This is a genomic window from Chitinophaga cymbidii (assembly GCF_007992715.1).
GTDB classification, from domain to species: domain Bacteria; phylum Bacteroidota; class Bacteroidia; order Chitinophagales; family Chitinophagaceae; genus Chitinophaga; species Chitinophaga cymbidii.
This window is the reverse complement of the sequence record NZ_BKAU01000005.1, coordinates 462,080-481,968: the sequence shown is the minus strand read 5'-3', so window position 1 is coordinate 481,968 and position 19,889 is coordinate 462,080. Positions and strand designations below refer to the sequence as shown.

Genomic DNA, 19,889 nt, shown 5'->3' with positions numbered 1-19,889 from the left:
TTGCATTTTCAGGTTAAAAAACTCAACCTTGTTTTAGTGGAAACAAAATTTTCATACGTGGAAGCAGTTTTAGTTAGTTGATGGAATTTCTCGATTTTGGTTCTTGCACTTAAAACAAATGTATAAAAAACAATCGATTGTAATTAAAAAAATTTTCGGGCTTTTTCAGGAGAAAAAATTGTCCGGCAAACAGCAATTATATGTAATACAATAAATTGATTAACAATCATTTACAAGGAAATAAAGATTTACTAAAACCGCGCGAACCTGATAAATATACTTGATAAGATATCTCCAAAATAATTAGCGTAAAAAATACACCTCTACTTTTCTAGTGTAAGGGGTGAATTATTATTCCCATTCATCCTGGTAAACGAATTTGGGCATTTGCCATTCATAACGGATAGCGAGCAAACGAAGAACAAGTCCCGCTACGGCGGCGATGATGGTAGCGAGGTGAATGCTGTAGCCGAGGTATCCCACGCCTGCATATACAGCGCCGGTGATAATGGATACGCTCGCATACACTTCCTTGCGGAACAGCAGCGGCACATCGTTGCACAGTACATCGCGCAATACGCCGCCGGCGCAGCCGGTGATCATCCCGCTCAGCAATACTATGACGATGGAAAGCTGCATCTGCTCCGCTATCTGGCAGCCGATGATGGTAAAGACCACCAGGCCGAGCGCATCGAGATAAAGAAAAAGTGTGCGCAAACGTTTCATCACGGAAGCGATCAGCGCCGCAAACAGCGCGCCGCCAGCGGTGATCAGCAGGTATTCGGGATGTTCCACCCAGGTCATGGGATAGTGATCGAGCAGGATGTTGCGGATGGTGCCGCCCCCGAGGGCGGTGACCCATGCGATGATACAAACACCTATCCAGTCCATATTCCGCCGCCCGGCAGATAAAGCGGCGGTCATTGCTTCTGCGGTGATGGCAATGATGTAAAGAATGTGCAGCATGATCGGGATTTTGCGGTCAAGTTACGAAAACAACTATCCCGTCTGCCTTTTTAGTAATAATTTTGCCGCTAAACCAGACCTGATTTGAGCGCTTCCGTTTTTCTGATAACACCGCCCTTCACGCAGCTGAACACGCCCTACCCGGCGACGGCCTACCTGAAGGGCTTCCTGAACACCAGGAACATCACTTCCTTCCAGGCGGACCTGGGCATTGAAGTCACCCTCGCCCTGTTCTCCCACCAAGGGCTGCAGCAGCTCTTTGCCCGCCTCAACACGCCGCAAACGGAAAACGCCGCGCGCATCATAGCGCTGCAGGACGATTATATCCATACCATCGACGACGTGGTACAGTTCCTCCAGGGCAAAAACCCCACCCTCGCCCACCGCATCTGCAAACGCGATTTCCTCCCCGAAGCAGGACGGTTCGCGCAGCTGGAAGACCTCGAATGGGCTTTCGGCTCCATGGGTACGCAGGACAAAGCCAAGCACCTCGCCACCCTCTACCTCGAAGATCTTTCCGACCTCATCACCGAATGCGCCGACGAACACTTCGGGTTCAGCCGGTACGCGGAACGCCTTGCCCGCTCCGCCAACAGCTTCGACGAGCTGTATGCCGCGCTGCAGCAGGACCTAACTTACGTGGACGAACTCCTCATTCGCATCCTGGAAGAACATATGAAAAACATCCAGCCCAGGCTGGTAGCCATTTCCGTGCCCTTCCCCGGGAACCTCTACACCTCGCTCCGCTGCGGGCAATGGATCAAAAAACATTATCCGGACGTTAAAGTCATAATGGGCGGCGGATTCGCCAATACAGAACTACGCTCCCTCTCCGACCCACGGGTGTTCGAATTCTTCGACTTCATCACACTGGACGATGGCGAAGCGCCCATCGAAAACCTCGTGGCGTTCATCGAAGGAAAGAAAACGCTGCAGGAGCTGAAACGGACCTTCACGCTGGTGGACGGCGCGGTGACCTGGTTCTCCAATACAGCCTGCACGGATTACAAACAGGGGGAAGTGGGCACGCCGGACTACAGCGACTTCCTGCTGGACCGGTACATCTCGGCCATCGAAGTGGTGAACCCCATGCACCGCATGTGGAGCGACGGGCGCTGGAACAAGCTCACCATGGCGCACGGCTGCTACTGGGGCAAATGTACCTTCTGCGATATTTCGCTCGACTATATCAGCCGCTATGAACCGCTCACAGCTTCGCTGCTCTGCGACCGCATGGAGGAGATCATGGCGCAGACGGGACAGAACGGCTTTCACTTTGTGGATGAAGCCGCGCCGCCGGCATTGATGCGCGCGCTGGCCATCGAAATACTGAAAAGAAAGCTGGTGGTCAGCTGGTGGACGAACATCCGCTTCGAAAAAAGCTTTACCCGCGATCTTTGCCTGCTGCTGCGGGCGTCCGGCTGCATTGCCGTGTCCGGCGGACTGGAAGTAGCGTCTGACCGCCTGCTGGAGCTGATACAGAAAGGGATCACCGTTGCGCAGGTGGCGCAGGTGAACCGTCATCTTACCGAAGCGGGCATCATGGTGCATGCCTACCTGATGTACGGCTTTCCCACGCAAACGGCGCAGGAAACGATCGACTCCCTGGAAATGGTGCGCCAGATGTTCAAAGCGGGCATCCTTCAGTCCGCATTCTGGCACCAGTTCGCGATGACGGCTCATAGTCCCGTTGGCCTGTATCCAGAGCGGTTCCACGTCAAAAAGGAAACAGACATCATCGGCAGCTTTGCCAATAATGATATTGTTCATATCGATGAAACGGGCACCGATCACGATGCCTTCAGCTTCGGGCTGAAAAAATCGCTGCTGAACTACATGCACGGCATCTGCCTGGACGATCCGCTGCAGAAATGGTTCGAGTTCAAAGTTCCCAAAACCCGTGTGGCGCCGGATTTCATCGTAAAGTCCCTGTCCGAAGACGCCTACGCGCCGTCCAAACCCACTTCCAAAGTGATCTGGCTCGGCAAACGGCCCGCCGTGGAAACTTTTACCAAATCCAAAAAGGGGCAGCAATGGGAAATGACCTCCCTCACCTTCCAGACCCGGAAAGAAAAGCACAACATCAGCGTCAGCCAGGAACAGGGCATCTGGCTGGCCGGCATCCTCGAAAAACTGTCCGTTTCCAACGGCAAAACCTACACGCTGCAGGAAGTCAGGGAAAGTTATGATGCTGCGGGACTGGAGGATTTTGAGCTTTTCTGGGACAACAAGCCCGTGAATACGCTGCACCGGTTCGGGTTGCTGAAACTCTAGAATTGCCGGAAAAATGCGAATATCTGCAAAGTGATCCCCGAAAAAATGTTGCATATTGGGCGGTCTGAATTCCTCTAATGAAAACAGTGAACGAACATGCATAACATCCTCCGATTTTCCATCATCCTCCTACTGGCCGCCAGCACTGCCAACGCACAAAAGCTGACCATCAACGCCACAAAGGCCATTGCCGACGTGCAGCCTACCATGTGGGGCATTTTCTTTGAAGACATCAACTTCGCCGCGGACGGCGGGCTGTATGCGGAACTGGTCAAGAACAGGTCTTTTGAATTCCATCAGCCGATGATGGGCTGGAAACCGCTCAGCAAGGAAGGCGGCAGCGTGCTGATCGAGAACCGCTACCAGACGCATCCCGAAAATCCCCGCTTTGCCAATATCAAAGTGAACGGCTCGTACGGACTGGTGAATGAAGGTTTCAGGGGGATGGGCGTACGCCAGGGCGAGCAGTACGTTTTTTCCATGCAGGCCCGCCAGGCAGACGGTGCGCCGCTGCAGGTATCCGTTGACCTCGTCAATGAAAAGAACGAAAAGATCGGCGGCGCCACGCTCGGCAGGATCGGCTACGACTGGAAAAAACACAGCATCACCTTCGTTTGTTCGGAAACAGCGGAAAAGGCGAAGCTGCAGATCCGCTTTGAAGGCAAGGGCGTACTGCAGGCCGATATGATCTCGCTGTTCCCCCAGCAGACCTGGAAAGACCGTCCCGGTGGCATGCGGAAAGACCTCGTGCAAAAGCTGGCCGACCTGAAGCCGGGCTTTGTACGCTTCCCCGGAGGATGCATCGTGGAAGGGAAAGACCTGGCCAACCGCTATCAATGGAAAACCACCGTGGGCGACCTGGACCAGCGGAAGGTGATCATGAACCGCTGGAACGTGGAATTCCCCCACCGCAACGCCCCCGACTATTTCCAGAGCTTCGGACTGGGATTTTATGAATATTTCCTGCTGGCCGAAGACCTCGGCGCAGCACCCCTCCCCATCCTGAACTGCGGCATGGCCTGCCAGTTCAACACCGGCGAAGTGGTGCCCCTCGCGGAGCTGGACCCTTACATACAGGACGCGCTGGACCTTATCGAGTTTGCTAACGGAGACGCCAGCACGAAATGGGGAAAGCTGCGGACGGACATGGGGCATCCCGAACCCTTCCACCTGAAATTCCTCGGCATCGGCAACGAGCAATGGGACGAACAATATTTTGAACGGTATAAAGTGTTCGAAAAAATACTCAAGGAAAAACACCCGGAGATCCTGTTGATATCCGGCACCGGCCCGTATTCAGACGGCCAGATGTTCGATGCGGCCTGGAAAGAGCTGCGCACCACAAAGGCCGACCTGGTGGATGAACATTATTATAAAAGTCCCGACTGGTTCTTTCAGAATGCTTCGCGGTACGACAACTACGACCGTACCGGCGCGAAGGTATTTGCCGGTGAATACGCGGCCCATGGCAAAGAAAAGCCCGATGCCGAATCCCGGAACAGCTGGTTCAGCGCCCTGGCGGAAGCATGCTTCATGACGGGGCTGGAACGGAATGCGGACGTGGTGCACATGGCATCCTACGCTCCCCTGCTCGCGCATGTGGAAGCCTGGCAATGGCGCCCGGACCTTATCTGGTTCAACAACCTCACGTCCATCGGCACACCGAACTATTACGTACAGCAGCTTTTCTCCAATAACACCGGCAAGCAGGTGATCCCTATCCTGCAGGATGAAAAAGCAGTGGCGGGAGCGGACAGCTTGTATGCCAGCGCCACGATCGACCGGAAAGCGGGGCGGATATTCGTAAAGCTGGTGAACAGCGCGGCCCGGCCGAAGCAGATCACGCTGCAGCTGAAAGGCGCGTCCAATCAGAATGCCATCATCAGCACAACGCTTCACGCGGACGATCTCATGGCATTCAACACCCTGCAGGAGCCGCAAAAAGTTTATCCGCAAAAGGCAACGTTAACGGCCAAACGCGGAGAGCTGCAGCTGGAAATTGGGGCGGCCACGCTGCAGGTATTGGAGATACCGGTGAAGTGATGCGCGCATTCTGCTGAAAGTGAAAGGCCGGCGCTATGCAAATCCCGGCACATGATGCATGCATCCGCAGAAGATGAAAGGCTGGCGCTATACAGCTACCGGTAAAATGATGCCTAGCCTACATCCCGCCGAAGCAAAAGACCAGTGAAATATTGCACCATCCGCAAAACGCCCGAACTGTCCTGAAACGGACAGTTCCATCCCAAAAACGGACAGCCAGAAATCATAATCAGCTGAATATCAAACCAGCCCGGAAGTGGCATTATTTTTACAGCCCTGTTGGCATGCTTACCAACTACCTCAAAACGGCATTCCGGAACCTCGCCCGGCACCGGTTCTACGCCGCGATCAACATACTGGGCCTTGCGTTTGGGCTGGCGGCCTGCTGGCTGATCGTACTGTACGCGGCGGACGAGCTGAGCTTTGACCGCTATCACAGGCATGCAGACCGCATCTACCGCGTGGTACAGCATGCCCGCTGGAACAATAACGACCTGCATGAAGCCCCCACTTCCGCGCCCTTCGCGCCCGCGATGAAAGCGGAGTTCCCCGAGATACAGGAGGCCGTGCGGATCGTTGCTGAAGGGGACGGGATCATCACTTACAACGATAAAAAGGTCCATAAAAAAGATATCTTTTTTGCGGACCCGAATGTCTTCAACGTATTCACCTGGCCGTTCCTGTATGGCGATCCGGCTACGGCGCTGGCTTCGCCTAATGCTATCGTGCTGACGGAAACCCTCGCCCGCCAGCTTTTCGGCGATCCGCAAAAAGCACTGGACCAGACGATCTTCTTCTCCAACAACTTCCCCAATAAAGTAACCGGCGTGCTGCAGGACATCCCGCCGCATTCGCACCTCCGCTTCAGCGCCCTCCGCTCGCTGCCCGCGAACTATACGGGCGACTGGCAGCAATTCGGGCTGTACACCTACCTCCTGCTGAAGCCCGGCATCCGCCAGGCCGATCTTGAAAAAAAGCTCCCGTCATTCGCGGACAAGACGATCAAAAAGATCATGCGCATCGATGACTATAAAATAGAATTGCAGCCGCTCACATCGATCCACCTGCATTCCGATCTTGCCTTCGAGATCAGCGCCAACGGCAGCATCAGCCGCATATACATGTTCATCGCCATTGCGGCGCTGATACTGATGATCGCGGTGATCAACTATATGAACCTGAGCACCGCCCGCGCTTCCACGCGCATCCGCGAGGTAGGCGTGCGCAAAGCGATCGGCTCCGGCAAGCGGGAACTCACCCTGCTGTTCATTACGGAAGCGCTGCTGATCACGTTCGTCGCCGCCATGGCAGCGATACTCATTGTTCAGCTGGCATTACCTTATTTCAACTATATCACGGGGAAAGAACTATCCATGGGCCGCTTCGGCATAGCCCCCACCCTGTTGCTGATCGCGGCTTTCGCGGTGCTGACAGGCGTCGTAAGCGGCGCTTACCCGGCGTTGTTCCTTTCCCGCTTTTCCACCATTCCGGCGCTGAAAGGCCAGATGGGCGGGCTCTCATCCAATATCCTGCTGCGGAAGTCACTCGTTGTTTTCCAGTTCGTAGTCACCGTGGTGATGATCGCAGGCTCCATCATCATCTACCAGCAACTGCAATATGCCATGCACAAGGACCTTGGCTTCAACAAAGAACAGGTGCTGACCTTCCACATTCACGACCAGGAAGTGCGCAAGCAGGTGTCCGCGCTCAAATCCCGGCTGCTGCAGCATCCTGCCGTTGAAGCGGTGGCCGTGGCCGGCAACCCGATCGGAAATAATGATATAGGCGGGATGGGATTCCGCTTCGAAACGGCGGACGGCAGCTTTACCACCGGCTCTACCATCGCGCAGGAATTGCTGGTGGACGCGGATTACATTCCCGCATTACAGATCACGATGCTGCAGGGCAGGAACTTCTCCACGCAGGCGGACCGCTACAGTGCGGCGATCATCAACGAAACGATGATGAAAAAGGTGGGATTGAAAGATGCGGTAGGGAAAAGGATACAGTTCAGGATCGGGGATACGAAGGAAACCGGCGAACGTACGATCGTTGGCGTGATCAGGGATTTTCATACGTATTCCATCCAGCACAAAGTAGAACCGATGGTGATGATGATGCCGCCGGTGGCGTCCATGGAAGACAACCTGTACCTGCGCCTTGCCAAAGGCAGAACGGCGGAAGGGCTGGCTTTTGTGAACAAGGTATATGCGCAATTCGACAAGGCCAACCCCGCGGAATTTCATTTCCTCGATCAGAATTTCGCACGGCAATACGCCATGGAAGAGAAACAGGGAAAACTGGCGCTGACCTTCACGGTACTGGCGGTACTGATCGCCTGCCTGGGGCTGCTGGGGCTGGCCATTTTCACGTCCGAGCAACGTAAAAAGGAGATCGGTGTGCGGAAGGTATTGGGCGCGGGTGTTTCAGATATTGCGGCCATGTTGTCCGCCGAATTTTTAAAGCTGGTGATGATAGCCGCGGTGGTGGCTTTGCCGGTTGCATGGCTGGTGATGGACCGCTGGCTGCAGGGCTTCGCGTACCGGGTGAACATACAATGGTGGGTGCTGGCATTGGCCGGTGTGGCGGCAGCGGTGATCGCGCTGGTAACAGTGATCACCCAGGCGGTGAAAGCCGCGCTGGCGAACCCGGTGAACAGTTTGCGGGCGGAATGAGCGGCCTGCGGCTACCAAAGTGTTGAAGCAACGCTGCCCCGATGAATAGCTTGCGGGAGCAGGTTTACTTCCGCTTCTTCCCCCTCGACTTCGGTTTACCGTATTTCTGCATCATCTTTTCCTTATGGCTGATTTTCACGTTCACTTTTTTGTTCTTCGCCAGCTTCTCGTGAAAAGCCCCGCCGCCTTCTTCCCGTTTCGGGGTTTTCAATACGATGTTGGGCACAACGAATTTGGGATCTTCCTCGTCCGTAAGGCGGGATGATATTTCGAGGTCTTCCGGCAACGGCTGCACGGGTATCGTGTAGTTCATCAACGCTTCGATCTTTTCCTTCAGCGGCATTTCCCTTTCAGATGTAAAGAGGATGGAGATCCCGTCCTTATCCGCGCGGCCGGTACGGCCGATGCGGTGGATATAGCTTTCCGAAACCTCCGGCGTGTCAAAGCTGATAACATGGGATACGCCGGCAATGTCCATCCCGCGGGCAATGATATCCGTGGCGATGATGAAGCGGTAAGTGCCGTCCTTGAAGCGGTTGACGGTATTAAAGCGGTGGTTTTGCTCTTTATTGGAATGGATAACGCCCACCTGCTCCGGGAACTTCGCTTCCACCTGCTCAAACAGCTCGTCCGCCAGCTTCTTGGTGGCGGCGAATACCAGTACCTTCGTCATTTCCGGATCGCGGGTGATCAGCAGTTCCAGCAGGTTCGCCTTGGTGTAGAAATTGGGAACGTGATATACGCGCTGGTGGATGTTCTTCAGTGGCGTGCCAGCGGGTGCGGCCTCGATGGTCTGGGGGTTGTTAAAGTATTCCGTGATGAGGGATTCCACTTCTTCGGTGATGGTAGCGGAAAACAGGAGGTTTTGCCTTTTCTCGGGCAGCAGGCTCATGATGTTCCTGATCTGCGGGCGGAAGCCGAGGTTCAGCATTTCATCCACCTCATCTATCACCAGCTTTTTAATGCCTTTCAGCTTCAGCGCGCCGCTCAGCACAAGATCATACAGGCGGCCCGGTGTGGCTACGACGATATCCAGCTTGTTCTGCACGGCCGCCATTTGCGGGTTCATATTGGTGCCGCCGTATACGCCGATCACCTCCACGCTCATATACGCCGTGAGCTTTTTTACGGTTTCCACCACCTGCACCACCAGCTCCCGCGTGGGCACCAGCACGAGCACCCGGGCGAATTTCTCTTTCGAGAATTCCAGTTGCCGCAATACCGGCAGCAGGTAGGCGATCGTTTTGCCCGTGCCTGTCTGCGCAATACCGCACACGTCCCTGCCGGACATCACCACGGAAAATACCCGTTCCTGTATCGTTGTCGGTGTTGTATACCCCAGGTCGTTCAACGCATTGAGCAACGGCCTGTTCAGGTTTAATTCATCAAATCGCATAACCCTTCGGAAAATGAGTGACAAAGGTAGCGCTTAATCTCTTAACCTTTCCATAACACGGCAAAGTATAAATATCTGCCCAAACTTGTGTCTATTAGAATGAACAAGTGATTTTCCTACGCATGGGGCAGCATGTAGACGAGCTTTTACTGGAATATATCAGGCAGGATGACCACAAGGCATTCGAGGTGCTTTTTGTAAAATACTACAAAGAGCTGCGCGATGTTTCCTTCTATTACAGCAATAACAGCGAGGATGCCGAGGAGATCGCGGCGGACGTGCTGCACCAGATCTGGCAAAAGCGGAAAGACATTGTGATAGAAAAGAATATCCGGTCGTACCTGTGCACGGCTGCGCGGAATGCCACCTTTAATGTGCTGCGCAAGAAGATACTGGTGGTTGAGGAACTAAGCGAGCATATAGAAAATGAATATTATAACGATATGGCGGGGGCTTCCCAGATAAAAGACATCGAGCTGGAGATACGGCGGGCCATGGACCAGCTGACGCAGCGCCAGCGGGAGATCTTCCGGCTGTACCGTTTTCATGATTATGCGCCGGCGGAGATCGCGCAGTTGCTGAAACTCACGGAAGGCACGGTCAATTTTCAGCTGCACAAGGCGCATAAAAAGCTGAAAGAATATTTCAGGGTGTTGTTTTCACAATCCAGGCAAATCTTCTGACGTGGGCATCGAATCATCAAATATAGACTGGGCCTTGCTCTACGCCATTCTGGCGGGTGAAGCGGATGAAGCGCAGGAAGCGAAGTGGCGGGAGCTGTTCCTTTCTTCCGGGGTGTACCGGGATTTGTATGACGAGCTGAAACCGGCGTTCCGGGAAGCGGAGCGCGGGGAGGCTTTCCGGCGACTGCAGGCGCTCTCGTCCCTGCACCTGGGGCCGGATCTCACACCAGCGGCAAGCGAACGCCGGCCATCGCCCGTCCGCTCACGGGCGGCGGCATTGCTGGCGATGCTGACCGTATTGTTCGTGATCTTCCCGCAAAGCAAGCAGCCGGAAACGCCGGCGGTCACCTGGCAGCAGATCAGCGCCGCGCCGGGCCGGTCTACCGTGATCACCTTTCCGGAAGGCTCCACCGTGCGGCTCTCGCCGCTCAGCAGCATCCGCTTTCCGAACGGGTTTGATCCTCACCGCCGCGAAGTTTTTCTGACCGGAGAAGGATATTTCAACATTACGAAAGACAGCGCGCGGCCGTTTTACGTGCACACACGGCAGATCAGCACCAAAGTGCTCGGCACCGCCTTCCAGGTGCAATACGACAGCGCGTTGCAGGTACGCATCACACTGGTGGAAGGAAAAGTGCAGGTACTGCGCGATGCCTCCACGCTGGCTACATTGCAGCCTCGGCAGGCATTTACCTATCATGCGGAGGCAGACAACTGGGAGATCAGGAATATCTCCACCGCCGAAGCCGGTGTGCTGGCGGGCGGCGGCATTGTATTCGAAGCTACGCCGCTGCGGCAGGTGGCTACATTGCTGGAAAGATATTTTGATGTGAAGGTGCATTTTGCACATCCTTCCCTCGCCGCGCTCCGGTTCACATCCATGTTCAATCACCCCTCACTGACCAACATCCTCCAGGCCATCAAAGCATCCAATAAAATAGATTATACCATCAGGGACAACACCATTTTGTTTATCAGAAAAAATTAGTTCAATACCATGAAATCAAATGTTTGCTACGCCGCCGCCAGGCGCGCAGGGTGGCTATTGCCCGTATTCCTGTTTTGCCAGCTGGCCGTAACGGCGCAGGAGAAGCGGCTCAGCGACTACAAAGTATCGCTGCAGGTACAGAAAAAAACGGTGAAGGAAGCGCTGGCCAGCCTGCAGGCGTCCACCGGCCTGGTGTTCACCTATTATGATGAAGACCTCCGCACATCCGCGCCCGTCAGCCTGTCCATGCAAAATGCATCGCTCGATGAAGTACTGCAACGCCTGCTGGCCGGTAATCATTTGTCCGCGCAATTGTCCGGCAACAAAGTATACCTCCGCCCCTACCGCCGGGAACAGGCGCTGAAAAGCGGGGTGATCCGCGGCGTGGTGTGCGATAAAAGCAACCGCCAGGTACTGCCTTACGCTACCATCCGCATCAAGGGAACATCCGCGGGCGCAACGGCGGATAAAGACGGCATCTACCTGATACCGGACGTGAAGCCGGGCAGGCTGCAGCTTTCCGTGGGCTACCTCGGCTTTGCCACACTGGAAAAAGAAGTGCAGCTGGAAAGCGGGCAAACGCTGGACGCCAACTTCGAGCTGGAATCCCTCACCAAAGCGCTCCACGGTGTAACCATCACGGGCATACGCAGAGGCGAGGTAAAAGCCCTCAACTCCATGCGCAATGCAGACAACATCAAATACGTACTGTCACAGGAACAAATGGAAAAGTTCCCTGACAACACCGTGTCCGAATCCCTGCAACGTGTGCCCGGCGTGGCCGTAGGCTACAGCTACGGCGTAGCGAGGGACGTGATCATCCGCGGCCTCGACCCCACCCGGAACGCCGTGCAGATGAACGGCAACCGCATACCGGCCACAGAAACGCAGTCCAGGACCACCGACCTGAACGGCGTACTCTCCAACACCGTTGAATCCATCGAGATCATCAAAACGCTGACGCCTGACCGCGACGCGGATGCCACCGGCGGCGTGATCAACATCATCAGCAAAAGCGCACAGGAAGAAAAGCCTACCCTCACCGGCAAAGCGCTCGTGGGCTACAACGGCCTCACCAATAAACCGAACTACGACCTCTCCGCTTCATATGGCAGAAAGAAAAATAAATTCGGCTATCTCGTCAGCGCCAGCTACTTTGTTTCTACCCGCGGGCAGGACAGGGTAGATATTTCCTGGGCGGACTATGAGCTGGAAGGCGCATCGTACCGCAAGCCGGAAAGCATTACCTATGAAGCCTTCCACATCGACCGTAAAAACCTCGGCCTGACGCTGGACCTAAACTATGATGCGGGCCGGCATACAACGCTGTACCTCCGCACGAACTACAACAAATACTATGAATTCCAGTATTCCGGCAGCATCGGGCACAGCATGGAAGAATATGACGCGCAGCATCATGTGGCGGACATGTCCATTTACCGCGAAGGCAGATGGCGGGATTACCACCGCGATATCTTCAATATCAACCTCGGCGGTAAATCACTTATCCGGAACTGGCAGGTGGATTATGACGTGAACCTGAACAAAGGGCTGTACGACCAGCCCAAATACTGGAATGCCGGCTTCTCCCTGAATGGTCAGGCGGCAGCACTTGATCTCTCCACGCCCGACTTGCCCGTTATCAACTACGACAACGATGCGGCCAGGGATTTTTCCAACTACACCACCCGCAACTACATCAACCGGCATGAAAGAGTGGACGACAAAGACGGACAGGCCACTTTCAACGCGCTGCGCAAGATCAACCTCGGCAGCAACAAAAGCCTGGACATCAAATTCGGCGGCCGTTACCGCTACAAGACCAACGAACGTTTCCGCAACTATTACAATCATGTGCTGAAGGCAGGTGAAGCGGACTTCCGTTTGTCCGACTACAATTCCGCCTACCAGCGCAAGGATTTCCTCAACGGGTTCATGCATTTGCAGGGCTTCCCGGAAACGGAGATCATGGAGCAATACTTCCGGGAGAACGGTGATAAATTCGAGCAGGACCCCACCTATACCCGCCAGAATACAGATCCCGATTCTTATGAAGGCCATGAGGACCTGGCAGCGGCTTACCTGATGGGCACCCTGCGTTTGAACAAGCTGGATGTGGTGGCCGGCGTGCGTTTTGAGCGTACCTCTTTCAGCTACAAAGGCAACGAAGTGCTGCTGGATGAAACCGGCAAATACATTTCCACCACAAAGATCGATCATGCCAATTCATTCCACGGCTTTTACCCTTCGCTAAACATCAAATACAAGGTTTCTTCCCGCACGAACCTCCGCGCCGCGGTCACCCGCTCGCTGTCCAGGCCCAATTACTACGACCTGGTGCCCTGGAAGGAAATTGAAAGGAGAAGGGAGCGCATCAACCAGGGAAATCCCGCGCTGGTAGAGGAAAGAGCCACGAACTACGACCTAATGTTCGAGCATTACTTTACTTCCATCGGCCTTTTGTCCGGCGGCGTATTCTACAAGGACGTACGCAATGTGCTGTTTGATTATTCGTACGAGCAGCAGGGCGGCGAGTTTGACGGCTACCGCATCAACACCGTAAGCAACGGCGCGAAGGGCCGCATATACGGCATTGAACTCGCCTGGCAGCAGCAGTTCACCTTCCTGCCCGGCGCGCTGAACGGGCTCGGCATTTACGCCAACTACAGCTATATCCAGTCCAGACTCACCGTACCCGGCATCATCAGCACGCGCGACATTGCCATGCCGTCCATGCGCCCGCATGTGGGCAACGTGTCGCTGACCTATGAGAAGTACGGTTTCTCCGCGCGCATCTCTTCCTATTTCTTTGCTTCCTTCCTTTCCGAAGTAGGCGATGAAGCTTCGCTGGACATGCACGAGAAGGGACGCATGCAGCTGGATTTTTCGGCCAGCCAGCAGATCACCGGGCGGCTGAAAGCGGTGCTGAACCTCAGCAACCTCACCCGCGCCAAACGCGGTGATTACTTCGGCTCGAAAGAATATCCGCTGAATACTTATGTGGACGGGCTATGGGGCAGTGCGGGGCTGAGCTTCCGGCTATAACGGCAGGCATCCGGAACTGCCTTGCATGAAGGCAGCTCCGGAACACATAATTTCTTAATTCCTTAACACGGCCGGCTGTTCCGCCGGCGTGTTTTTGCTTATCTTAATAGCTAACATGAAATTCATTTTTTTCTCTCTGCTCTTTTGTTCCGCGTTACAACTGGCGCAGGCGCAAACCGCTTATCCCGCTACCGCTGTGCCGGACAGGATCGTGCTGACATTCGCGGGTGATCCCGCGCATACACAGGCCGTTACATGGCGTACAGATACGCTGACAGGAAAAGGCATCGCCATGCTGAAGCCCGCCAGTCCACATCCGGGGCGTGAAGATTCCGCCGTTATGGTGGAAGCCACGCAGGAAAGGATCGCGCTCACCGGCGCGGAAGCCATTCATCATACCGCCCGTTTCATCCACCTGCAACCGGCCACGCAATATATGTATCGTGTAGGCGATGGCGTTCGTTGGAGCGAATGGTTGCATTTCACCACTGCCGCGGACCAGTTCAGACCTTTCTCTTTCATCTATATGGGCGATGCGCAGAACGACCACAAGGAACTATGGTCCCGCGCCATGCGCGCCGCATACGCTCAGGCGCCGCAGGCCGCGTTCTCCCTGCACGCCGGCGATCTTATCAACAGAACAAATACCGATCATGAATGGGGAGAATGGTTTTACGCCGGTGGATGGATCTATGGCATGATGCCCGTGATCGCCACACCCGGCAACCATGAATATTACCGCGATGAACAGCGCAGGCTGACGCTGACCAAACACTGGCGGCCGCAATTCGCATTCCCGGAAAACGGCCCGGCAGGGCTGGAAGAAGTGGCCTACTACCTGGACTACCAGGACGTACGGATCATTTCCATCTGCTCGCAGGCTTTCCTGCTGAACAAGGCGGACAGCGCCAGCCAGGTGGCCTGGGTGGAAGAATTGCTGCGGAACAATCCCTGCAGGTGGACCATCATCACCATGCATCATCCACTGTATTCCTCCGCGGGCGGGCGTGACAACAGATCCCTCCGCGACGCCTTCCAGCCGATGTTCAACAAATACGGAGTGGACCTGGTGCTCACCGGCCACGATCATACCTACGGGCGCGGCGTGTCTGAACAATCGCCGCAATCAGCCCAGATGCCATTAAGCGGACCGGTATACATCACTTCCGTCAGTGGCCCGAAAATGTATGTTCCCGCACTGGAACAGTGGCAGCAACGCGCGGCAGCCAATACGCAACTGTACCAGGTCATCGATATAAACGCGGATAACATTCAGTACAAGTGTTATACCGTCACCGGCCAGTTGTATGACGCTTTCCGGATCGATAAAAAAAGCGCGGGGCAAAAGACGCTGACCGATCAGCAGCCGCGCGAAGTAAAAGAAATGGTAGAACTGCCGCCAGCCTACCGGCAGAAATTATCCGCAACGGAAAAACAATCATTCGAACAGAAAAAAGATGACTATCTGAAAAGAAAGCCCTGAACCGTTCCGCTCCACAGAAAGCCGCCGCATTCCTTTGCCGGCGGCTTTTTGCTTTCAGCCTGCATTATTCTCCTTCTTTTTGTACATTTGAAACCAATCGTAACAATTTGAAACAATCTGAAACAAGATGATCCAGGTAAAAACAATGCTGCTCTCCCTCTGGCTGCTGGCGGCCACCCTGCTGGCCGGGGCGCAGACCTACCGCCCGATCCTGGGCTGGCCCAAAGCGGTCAACGAAAAGCTCGAATCCTTCCTCAACTCCACCATCATCATCAAAGAAAGAAAAGTAGCGGTCTTCGACTGCGATGGCACTTTACTTGGACAAGCGCCCTACTACCTCGCGGACGAGGCGATCTACAGCTTTGCGAAGGAACAGTATGCGGGTAAGAAAGATTCCCTGTCCACCGCCAAAATGCGCATTATTGATACCATGCTGCATGGCGACAATACCGGGCTTGCCTACGTGCAGAACCGGATCAGCTTTCTTTCCGGCCTTAGCCCGGCGCAGGTGGAACGGATGGGAGAAGATTGTTTTCATGCCCGGTACGAGGACAAATTCTATCCTGAAATGCGCGAGCTGCTGGCCAACCTGGAAGCCTACGGCTTTGAAGTATGGGTGATCTCCGCTTCTCCGGAAGTGCTGTACCAGCAATTCGTGCACAAGGCGCTGGGCATTCCGTTGAACAGGATACTGGGTGTGAAGTCCGTCGTACAGTTCAACAGGATCACGAAAGACATTGTGCTGCCGGTGCCGCAGGAGCAGGGCAAAGCCGATCTGATAGCAACCGTTATCAAGGCGCAACCTTTGTTTGCGGCCGGTAACAGCCGCGGCGACATGGAAATGATCGATGCGTCTGTGGGGTTGAAAATGATCGTGAACCCGGATGATCAGAAAGTGGAAAAGAACGGTTTCACCGTAAAGGGATATTGGGAAAAGCAGGGCGGGATCGCCGTGTACTGCAACGATGTGCCGCAGCATAACTATCCGTACGTTACGCAGGAATGGGGCATTCCGAAAAATAAAACGAACCGGAAGAACTAATGCCGGATCATGAGTTGCAATATTCCGCCAGGCGCTCCGCGGCATATTCACCGCCCAGCTCCTGCGACCGCTTCCAGTCCGCGCAGGCCCCTTCCCTGTCGCCGGCATTGAATTTCGTATTGCCGCGGTTGTAATACACCATGGCGTTATCAGGATCAAGCTCCAGCACTTTATTGAAATCTGCCGTTGCCGCGTCGTACTCGCCTGCTTCGTATTTGTTGACGGCGCGGTTGATATACGCTTCCGTGAAGGCGGGCGCCAGCGCTATCGCCTGATCGTAGTCCGCGCGGGCCTGCATCACGAGGTAGAGGGAATCTTTTACGATAGCGCGGGAATACCAGGAGTTGGGGTTCACATCATAAATACGGATGGCCGTATTGAAATGGATGGCCGAAGCGCTGTAGTTCTGCTGCCGGTAGGCGCTCAAAGCAAGATTGAAATAGTGTTCCAGCTTGCCCGCCGCCATATCGGGAAATTCATCATTCGCCGCGCCGGCAAAAGTGCCGTAACCATCCAGCCGGCAATCGCGTTCAAAACCTTTCACCAGTATATCGATCGCCCAGCAGAGCAGGTTATCGCCATCTACGGGAAATTCATTGCTGACGCCCTGCACCTTCCAGGTGTCGCCATGCTGCGTCACCTCACTCATCACGAAGTCATAACCGGAGGTGAACAGCTGCGCCAGCGCTTCCAGCTTTTCGCGTTCATCAGAAACAAAAGTGAAATCGAACACGGCGAGCGCGTATTCGGAAAAACCGTTTTCCTGCAGCCTTTTCCAGACTTCCGCGGCCTGCAATATCTCTGCGTTGAACTGGGCAATGAACTGGTCTTGCGTAAAATATCTTTCGTTCGTCATGGGTGCAAATTTAACAGGATTTGTTTCAACTGCAGCACGGCCTTTTCCATATCCTCCGCCGGATACCCCGTGAAGCCGAACATCAGCGCGTTCTTATGCCGGTATTTGATGGAAAAATCGTCTACCGGCTGCAGCACAAGGCCCTTTTCATTAGCCGCTTTTTCCACCGCTACAGCGTCCATGCCGTGCTTCAGCCATGCCACGAGATGCATGCCGTTCTCGCCTGATTCCACGTCCAGCCAGGGATGCAGGTGCATTTTCATCAGCGCCGTCAGCTCATCCTGCAATTTTTTATACAGCGTGCGCATCTTGCGAAGATGCCGCGCAAAATGCCCTTCCCGCATAAACTGTGTGATGATCGCCTGGTCTATCACGGGATTTTCCCGGTCTATGCTGCCTTTCAGCTTCCTGAAATTACGCGCCATCTCTCTTGACGGCAGCACCATGTAACCCAGCCGCAGCGCGGGAAACAGCACCTTGCTGAAAGTGCCGGTGTAGATCACGCGGCCGGCATCGTCCAGTCCTTTCAAAGCCGGCACCGGCCTTCCCACATAGCGGAACTCGCTGTCGTAATCATCTTCCACGATCCACATCTTCTGCCGGGCGGCCCACTGCAGCAGCTTCAGGCGCTCGGACAGCGGCAGCGTGCCGCCGAAAGGGTATTGATGGGAAGGGGTTACATACACGAATTTCGCCGCGGGATATTTTTTGATGGCATAATCGATGTCGAGCCCGTATTCGGTCATCGGCACGGGGCACAGCTTTCCGCCCCATCTTTTGATGGCGTCGCTGGCGCCCTTGTAGCCGGGATCTTCCATCCAGCACTGGTCCCCTTTCCCGATCAGCAATTGCGCGGAAAGGTTGATGGCCTGCCGCGAGCCGCTGACGATCAGTATCTGGTCAGGCGGGCAAATGATGGAACGGTTGATGCGCAGGTAATCCGACAGCTCGTTGCGCAGGGGCTCGTATCCCTGCGTATCCCCATACCCCAGGTGCAGCGTGTGAATGTTCCGGTATACGTCCGCCGCAATGCGGGCCCAGGTGCGGAACGGGAAATGCGGCAAAGAAGGGATGGAGGTCTGAAACGGCAGCAGCGGTTCGATGGAACAATCCGGCAGATATTCTTCTTCCTGCTCCTGTGCTGCTTTTGCGGGCTTTGCCGGCGCCATGCTGATCTTTGCGCAAACGTAGGTGCCGTCTCCTTTCCGGCCTTCGAGAAAACCTTCCAGGATCAGCTGCTCAAAAGCCTGGAACACGCTGTTGCGGGATATTCCCAGCTCCGCGGCCAGCGCCCTCGTAGCCGGCAGCCGCTCCCCTTCCTTCAGCTGCCCGCTGAAAATGGCCTCCCTGATCTGGCTGTATAGTTGCAGGAAAAGCGGCTCCGCGTCGCGGCGGCGCAACTTCAGGAACGGCAACGGTATCTGCGGCGAGGTCTTGCTCATAATGGCCCTGTTGAAGTCATCAAAAGTGGCTCTTTTTACAATGCCAATATACATTTACTTTTGTTTAAAACGGTCATTCCATGAGAATTGCTTATGTTACTTATGCCGATCAGGGAAAATATGCGGCGGATTCATTGGAGGATGAAGAAGCCATATTGCTGCGGCATTTACAGGAATCGGGAATGGATGTTCACCGGGAAATATGGACGGACAAAAAAGCGGACTGGCCCTCTTACGACGTGGTGCTGCTGAAATCGCCCTGGGACTACCATGAGAAGTACGCGGCTTTCTGCCGCTGGATGGACAAGATAAAATCTGCCGGCGTCCGCATGCTGAATCCTTACAACATCGTAAAATGGAACAGTGATAAGCACTACCTGCAAAAGATCGCCGCCAGCGGCCTGAAAGTCATCCCTTCCGCCATCATCGAACGGGGGGAGCTGCCATTGCTCTCCTCTTTTTTCTATCCTTTCGGGGTTGACAAGCTGATCGTGAAACCATGCGTGAGCGCGGGCGCGCGGCATACCTTCACCATCACGCCGCAAAACATCACGGAGCAACAGGCGCTCGTCACGCAGCTGTTAAAAGAAGAAGCCTTTATTGTGCAGCCTTTCATTGCGGAGATCGCCACCGAAGGGGAATGGTCTTTCATTTTCCTGAACGGCCGGTTCAGCCACAGCGTGCTGAAGAAGCCGAAGCAGGGGGATTTCCGTGTGCAGCAATATCATGGCGGCACGGCGGATGCGATGCCCGCGGCGGATAAACATGTGCGGCAAGCGGCCGCTTATGTGGAGCAGTTTGCGAAAGGTTGTTTGTACGCGCGGGTGGATGGCATTCTTATCGATGATGCATTGCATTTGATGGAACTGGAATTGATCGAGCCTTATCTTTTCCTTGGCAAACATCCGCAAGGTTATCAGCGATACACGGAGGCATTGCAGCAGATGGTGCAGTCCGTAACGATATGAAAAAGGCCGCATCGCTGCGGCCTTTTTG

General features: G+C 54.7%; 13 protein-coding genes. 9 read left to right on the top strand and 4 right to left on the bottom strand.

What is annotated here, in order from left to right:
- Positions 1-351: 351 nt before the first annotated feature.
- Entirely contained in the window at positions 352-966 is a 615-nt protein-coding gene (locus tag CCY01nite_RS20580; RefSeq protein WP_146865744.1) for a trimeric intracellular cation channel family protein, read from the bottom strand.
- An 84-nt stretch (positions 967-1,050) separates the two neighbouring features.
- Between CCY01nite_RS20580 and CCY01nite_RS20575 the strand changes: the two genes are divergently transcribed.
- The 3 genes from CCY01nite_RS20575 to CCY01nite_RS20565 all read left to right on the top strand — a co-directional run bounded on the left by CCY01nite_RS20575 (position 1,051) and on the right by CCY01nite_RS20565 (position 7,958).
- Positions 1,051-3,240, top strand: a complete 2,190-nt coding sequence (locus CCY01nite_RS20575) for a B12-binding domain-containing radical SAM protein (RefSeq protein WP_146865742.1) — start codon at positions 1,051-1,053, stop codon at positions 3,238-3,240.
- Between the two features lie 96 nt (positions 3,241-3,336).
- The gene (locus CCY01nite_RS20570; protein ID WP_146865740.1) at positions 3,337-5,283 is read left to right on the top strand and encodes an alpha-L-arabinofuranosidase family protein; all 1,947 of its coding nucleotides are present in this window, start codon (positions 3,337-3,339) and stop codon (positions 5,281-5,283) included.
- A 284-nt stretch (positions 5,284-5,567) separates the two neighbouring features.
- Positions 5,568-7,958, top strand: coding sequence for an ABC transporter permease (locus CCY01nite_RS20565; RefSeq protein ID WP_146865738.1), 2,391 nt, complete (start codon positions 5,568-5,570; stop codon positions 7,956-7,958).
- A 64-nt stretch (positions 7,959-8,022) separates the two neighbouring features.
- On the opposite strand, the gene CCY01nite_RS20560 is transcribed toward CCY01nite_RS20565, so the two are convergent.
- Positions 8,023-9,354, bottom strand: coding sequence for a DEAD/DEAH box helicase (locus CCY01nite_RS20560; protein WP_146865736.1), 1,332 nt, complete (start codon positions 9,352-9,354; stop codon positions 8,023-8,025).
- A gap of 122 nt (positions 9,355-9,476) precedes the next feature.
- Here CCY01nite_RS20560 and CCY01nite_RS20555 point away from each other — a divergent pair, with 122 nt between their 5' ends.
- The 5 genes from CCY01nite_RS20555 to CCY01nite_RS20535 all read left to right on the top strand — a co-directional run bounded on the left by CCY01nite_RS20555 (position 9,477) and on the right by CCY01nite_RS20535 (position 16,595).
- Complete coding sequence (locus CCY01nite_RS20555; RefSeq protein ID WP_146865735.1) at positions 9,477-10,037, top strand: RNA polymerase sigma factor; 561 nt, start codon at positions 9,477-9,479, stop codon at positions 10,035-10,037.
- A gap of 1 nt (position 10,038) precedes the next feature.
- Positions 10,039-11,025, top strand: coding sequence for a FecR family protein (locus CCY01nite_RS20550; protein ID WP_146865733.1), 987 nt, complete (start codon positions 10,039-10,041; stop codon positions 11,023-11,025).
- Positions 11,026-11,034: 9 nt separating this feature from the next.
- Positions 11,035-14,070 (top strand): TonB-dependent receptor, encoded by a 3,036-nt coding sequence (locus CCY01nite_RS20545; RefSeq protein WP_146865731.1) that lies wholly within the window; start codon positions 11,035-11,037, stop codon positions 14,068-14,070.
- A 115-nt stretch (positions 14,071-14,185) separates the two neighbouring features.
- On the top strand, positions 14,186-15,553 hold the full coding sequence (locus tag CCY01nite_RS20540; RefSeq protein ID WP_146865729.1) for a purple acid phosphatase family protein: 1,368 nt from the start codon (positions 14,186-14,188) through the stop codon (positions 15,551-15,553).
- 127 nt (positions 15,554-15,680) lie between these two features.
- Positions 15,681-16,595 (top strand): HAD family hydrolase, encoded by a 915-nt coding sequence (locus CCY01nite_RS20535; protein ID WP_146865727.1) that lies wholly within the window; start codon positions 15,681-15,683, stop codon positions 16,593-16,595.
- Between the two features lie 7 nt (positions 16,596-16,602).
- Here the strand turns inward: CCY01nite_RS20535 and CCY01nite_RS20530 are convergent, their stop codons facing one another.
- Both CCY01nite_RS20530 and pdxR read right to left on the bottom strand, forming a co-directional pair.
- The gene (locus CCY01nite_RS20530; protein ID WP_146865725.1) at positions 16,603-17,451 is read right to left on the bottom strand and encodes a tetratricopeptide repeat protein; all 849 of its coding nucleotides are present in this window, start codon (positions 17,449-17,451) and stop codon (positions 16,603-16,605) included.
- Positions 17,448-18,947, bottom strand: a complete 1,500-nt coding sequence (pdxR, locus tag CCY01nite_RS20525) for a MocR-like pyridoxine biosynthesis transcription factor PdxR (RefSeq protein WP_146865723.1) — start codon at positions 18,945-18,947, stop codon at positions 17,448-17,450. Before pdxR ends, CCY01nite_RS20530 begins: the two co-directional genes overlap by 4 nt.
- A gap of 26 nt (positions 18,948-18,973) precedes the next feature.
- Here pdxR and CCY01nite_RS20520 point away from each other — a divergent pair, with 26 nt between their 5' ends.
- Positions 18,974-19,861 carry an ATP-grasp domain-containing protein gene (locus CCY01nite_RS20520; protein WP_146865721.1) on the top strand — a complete coding sequence of 296 codons (888 nt, stop codon included), beginning with the start codon at positions 18,974-18,976 and terminating at the stop codon, positions 19,859-19,861.
- Positions 19,862-19,889: the final 28 nt, after the last annotated feature.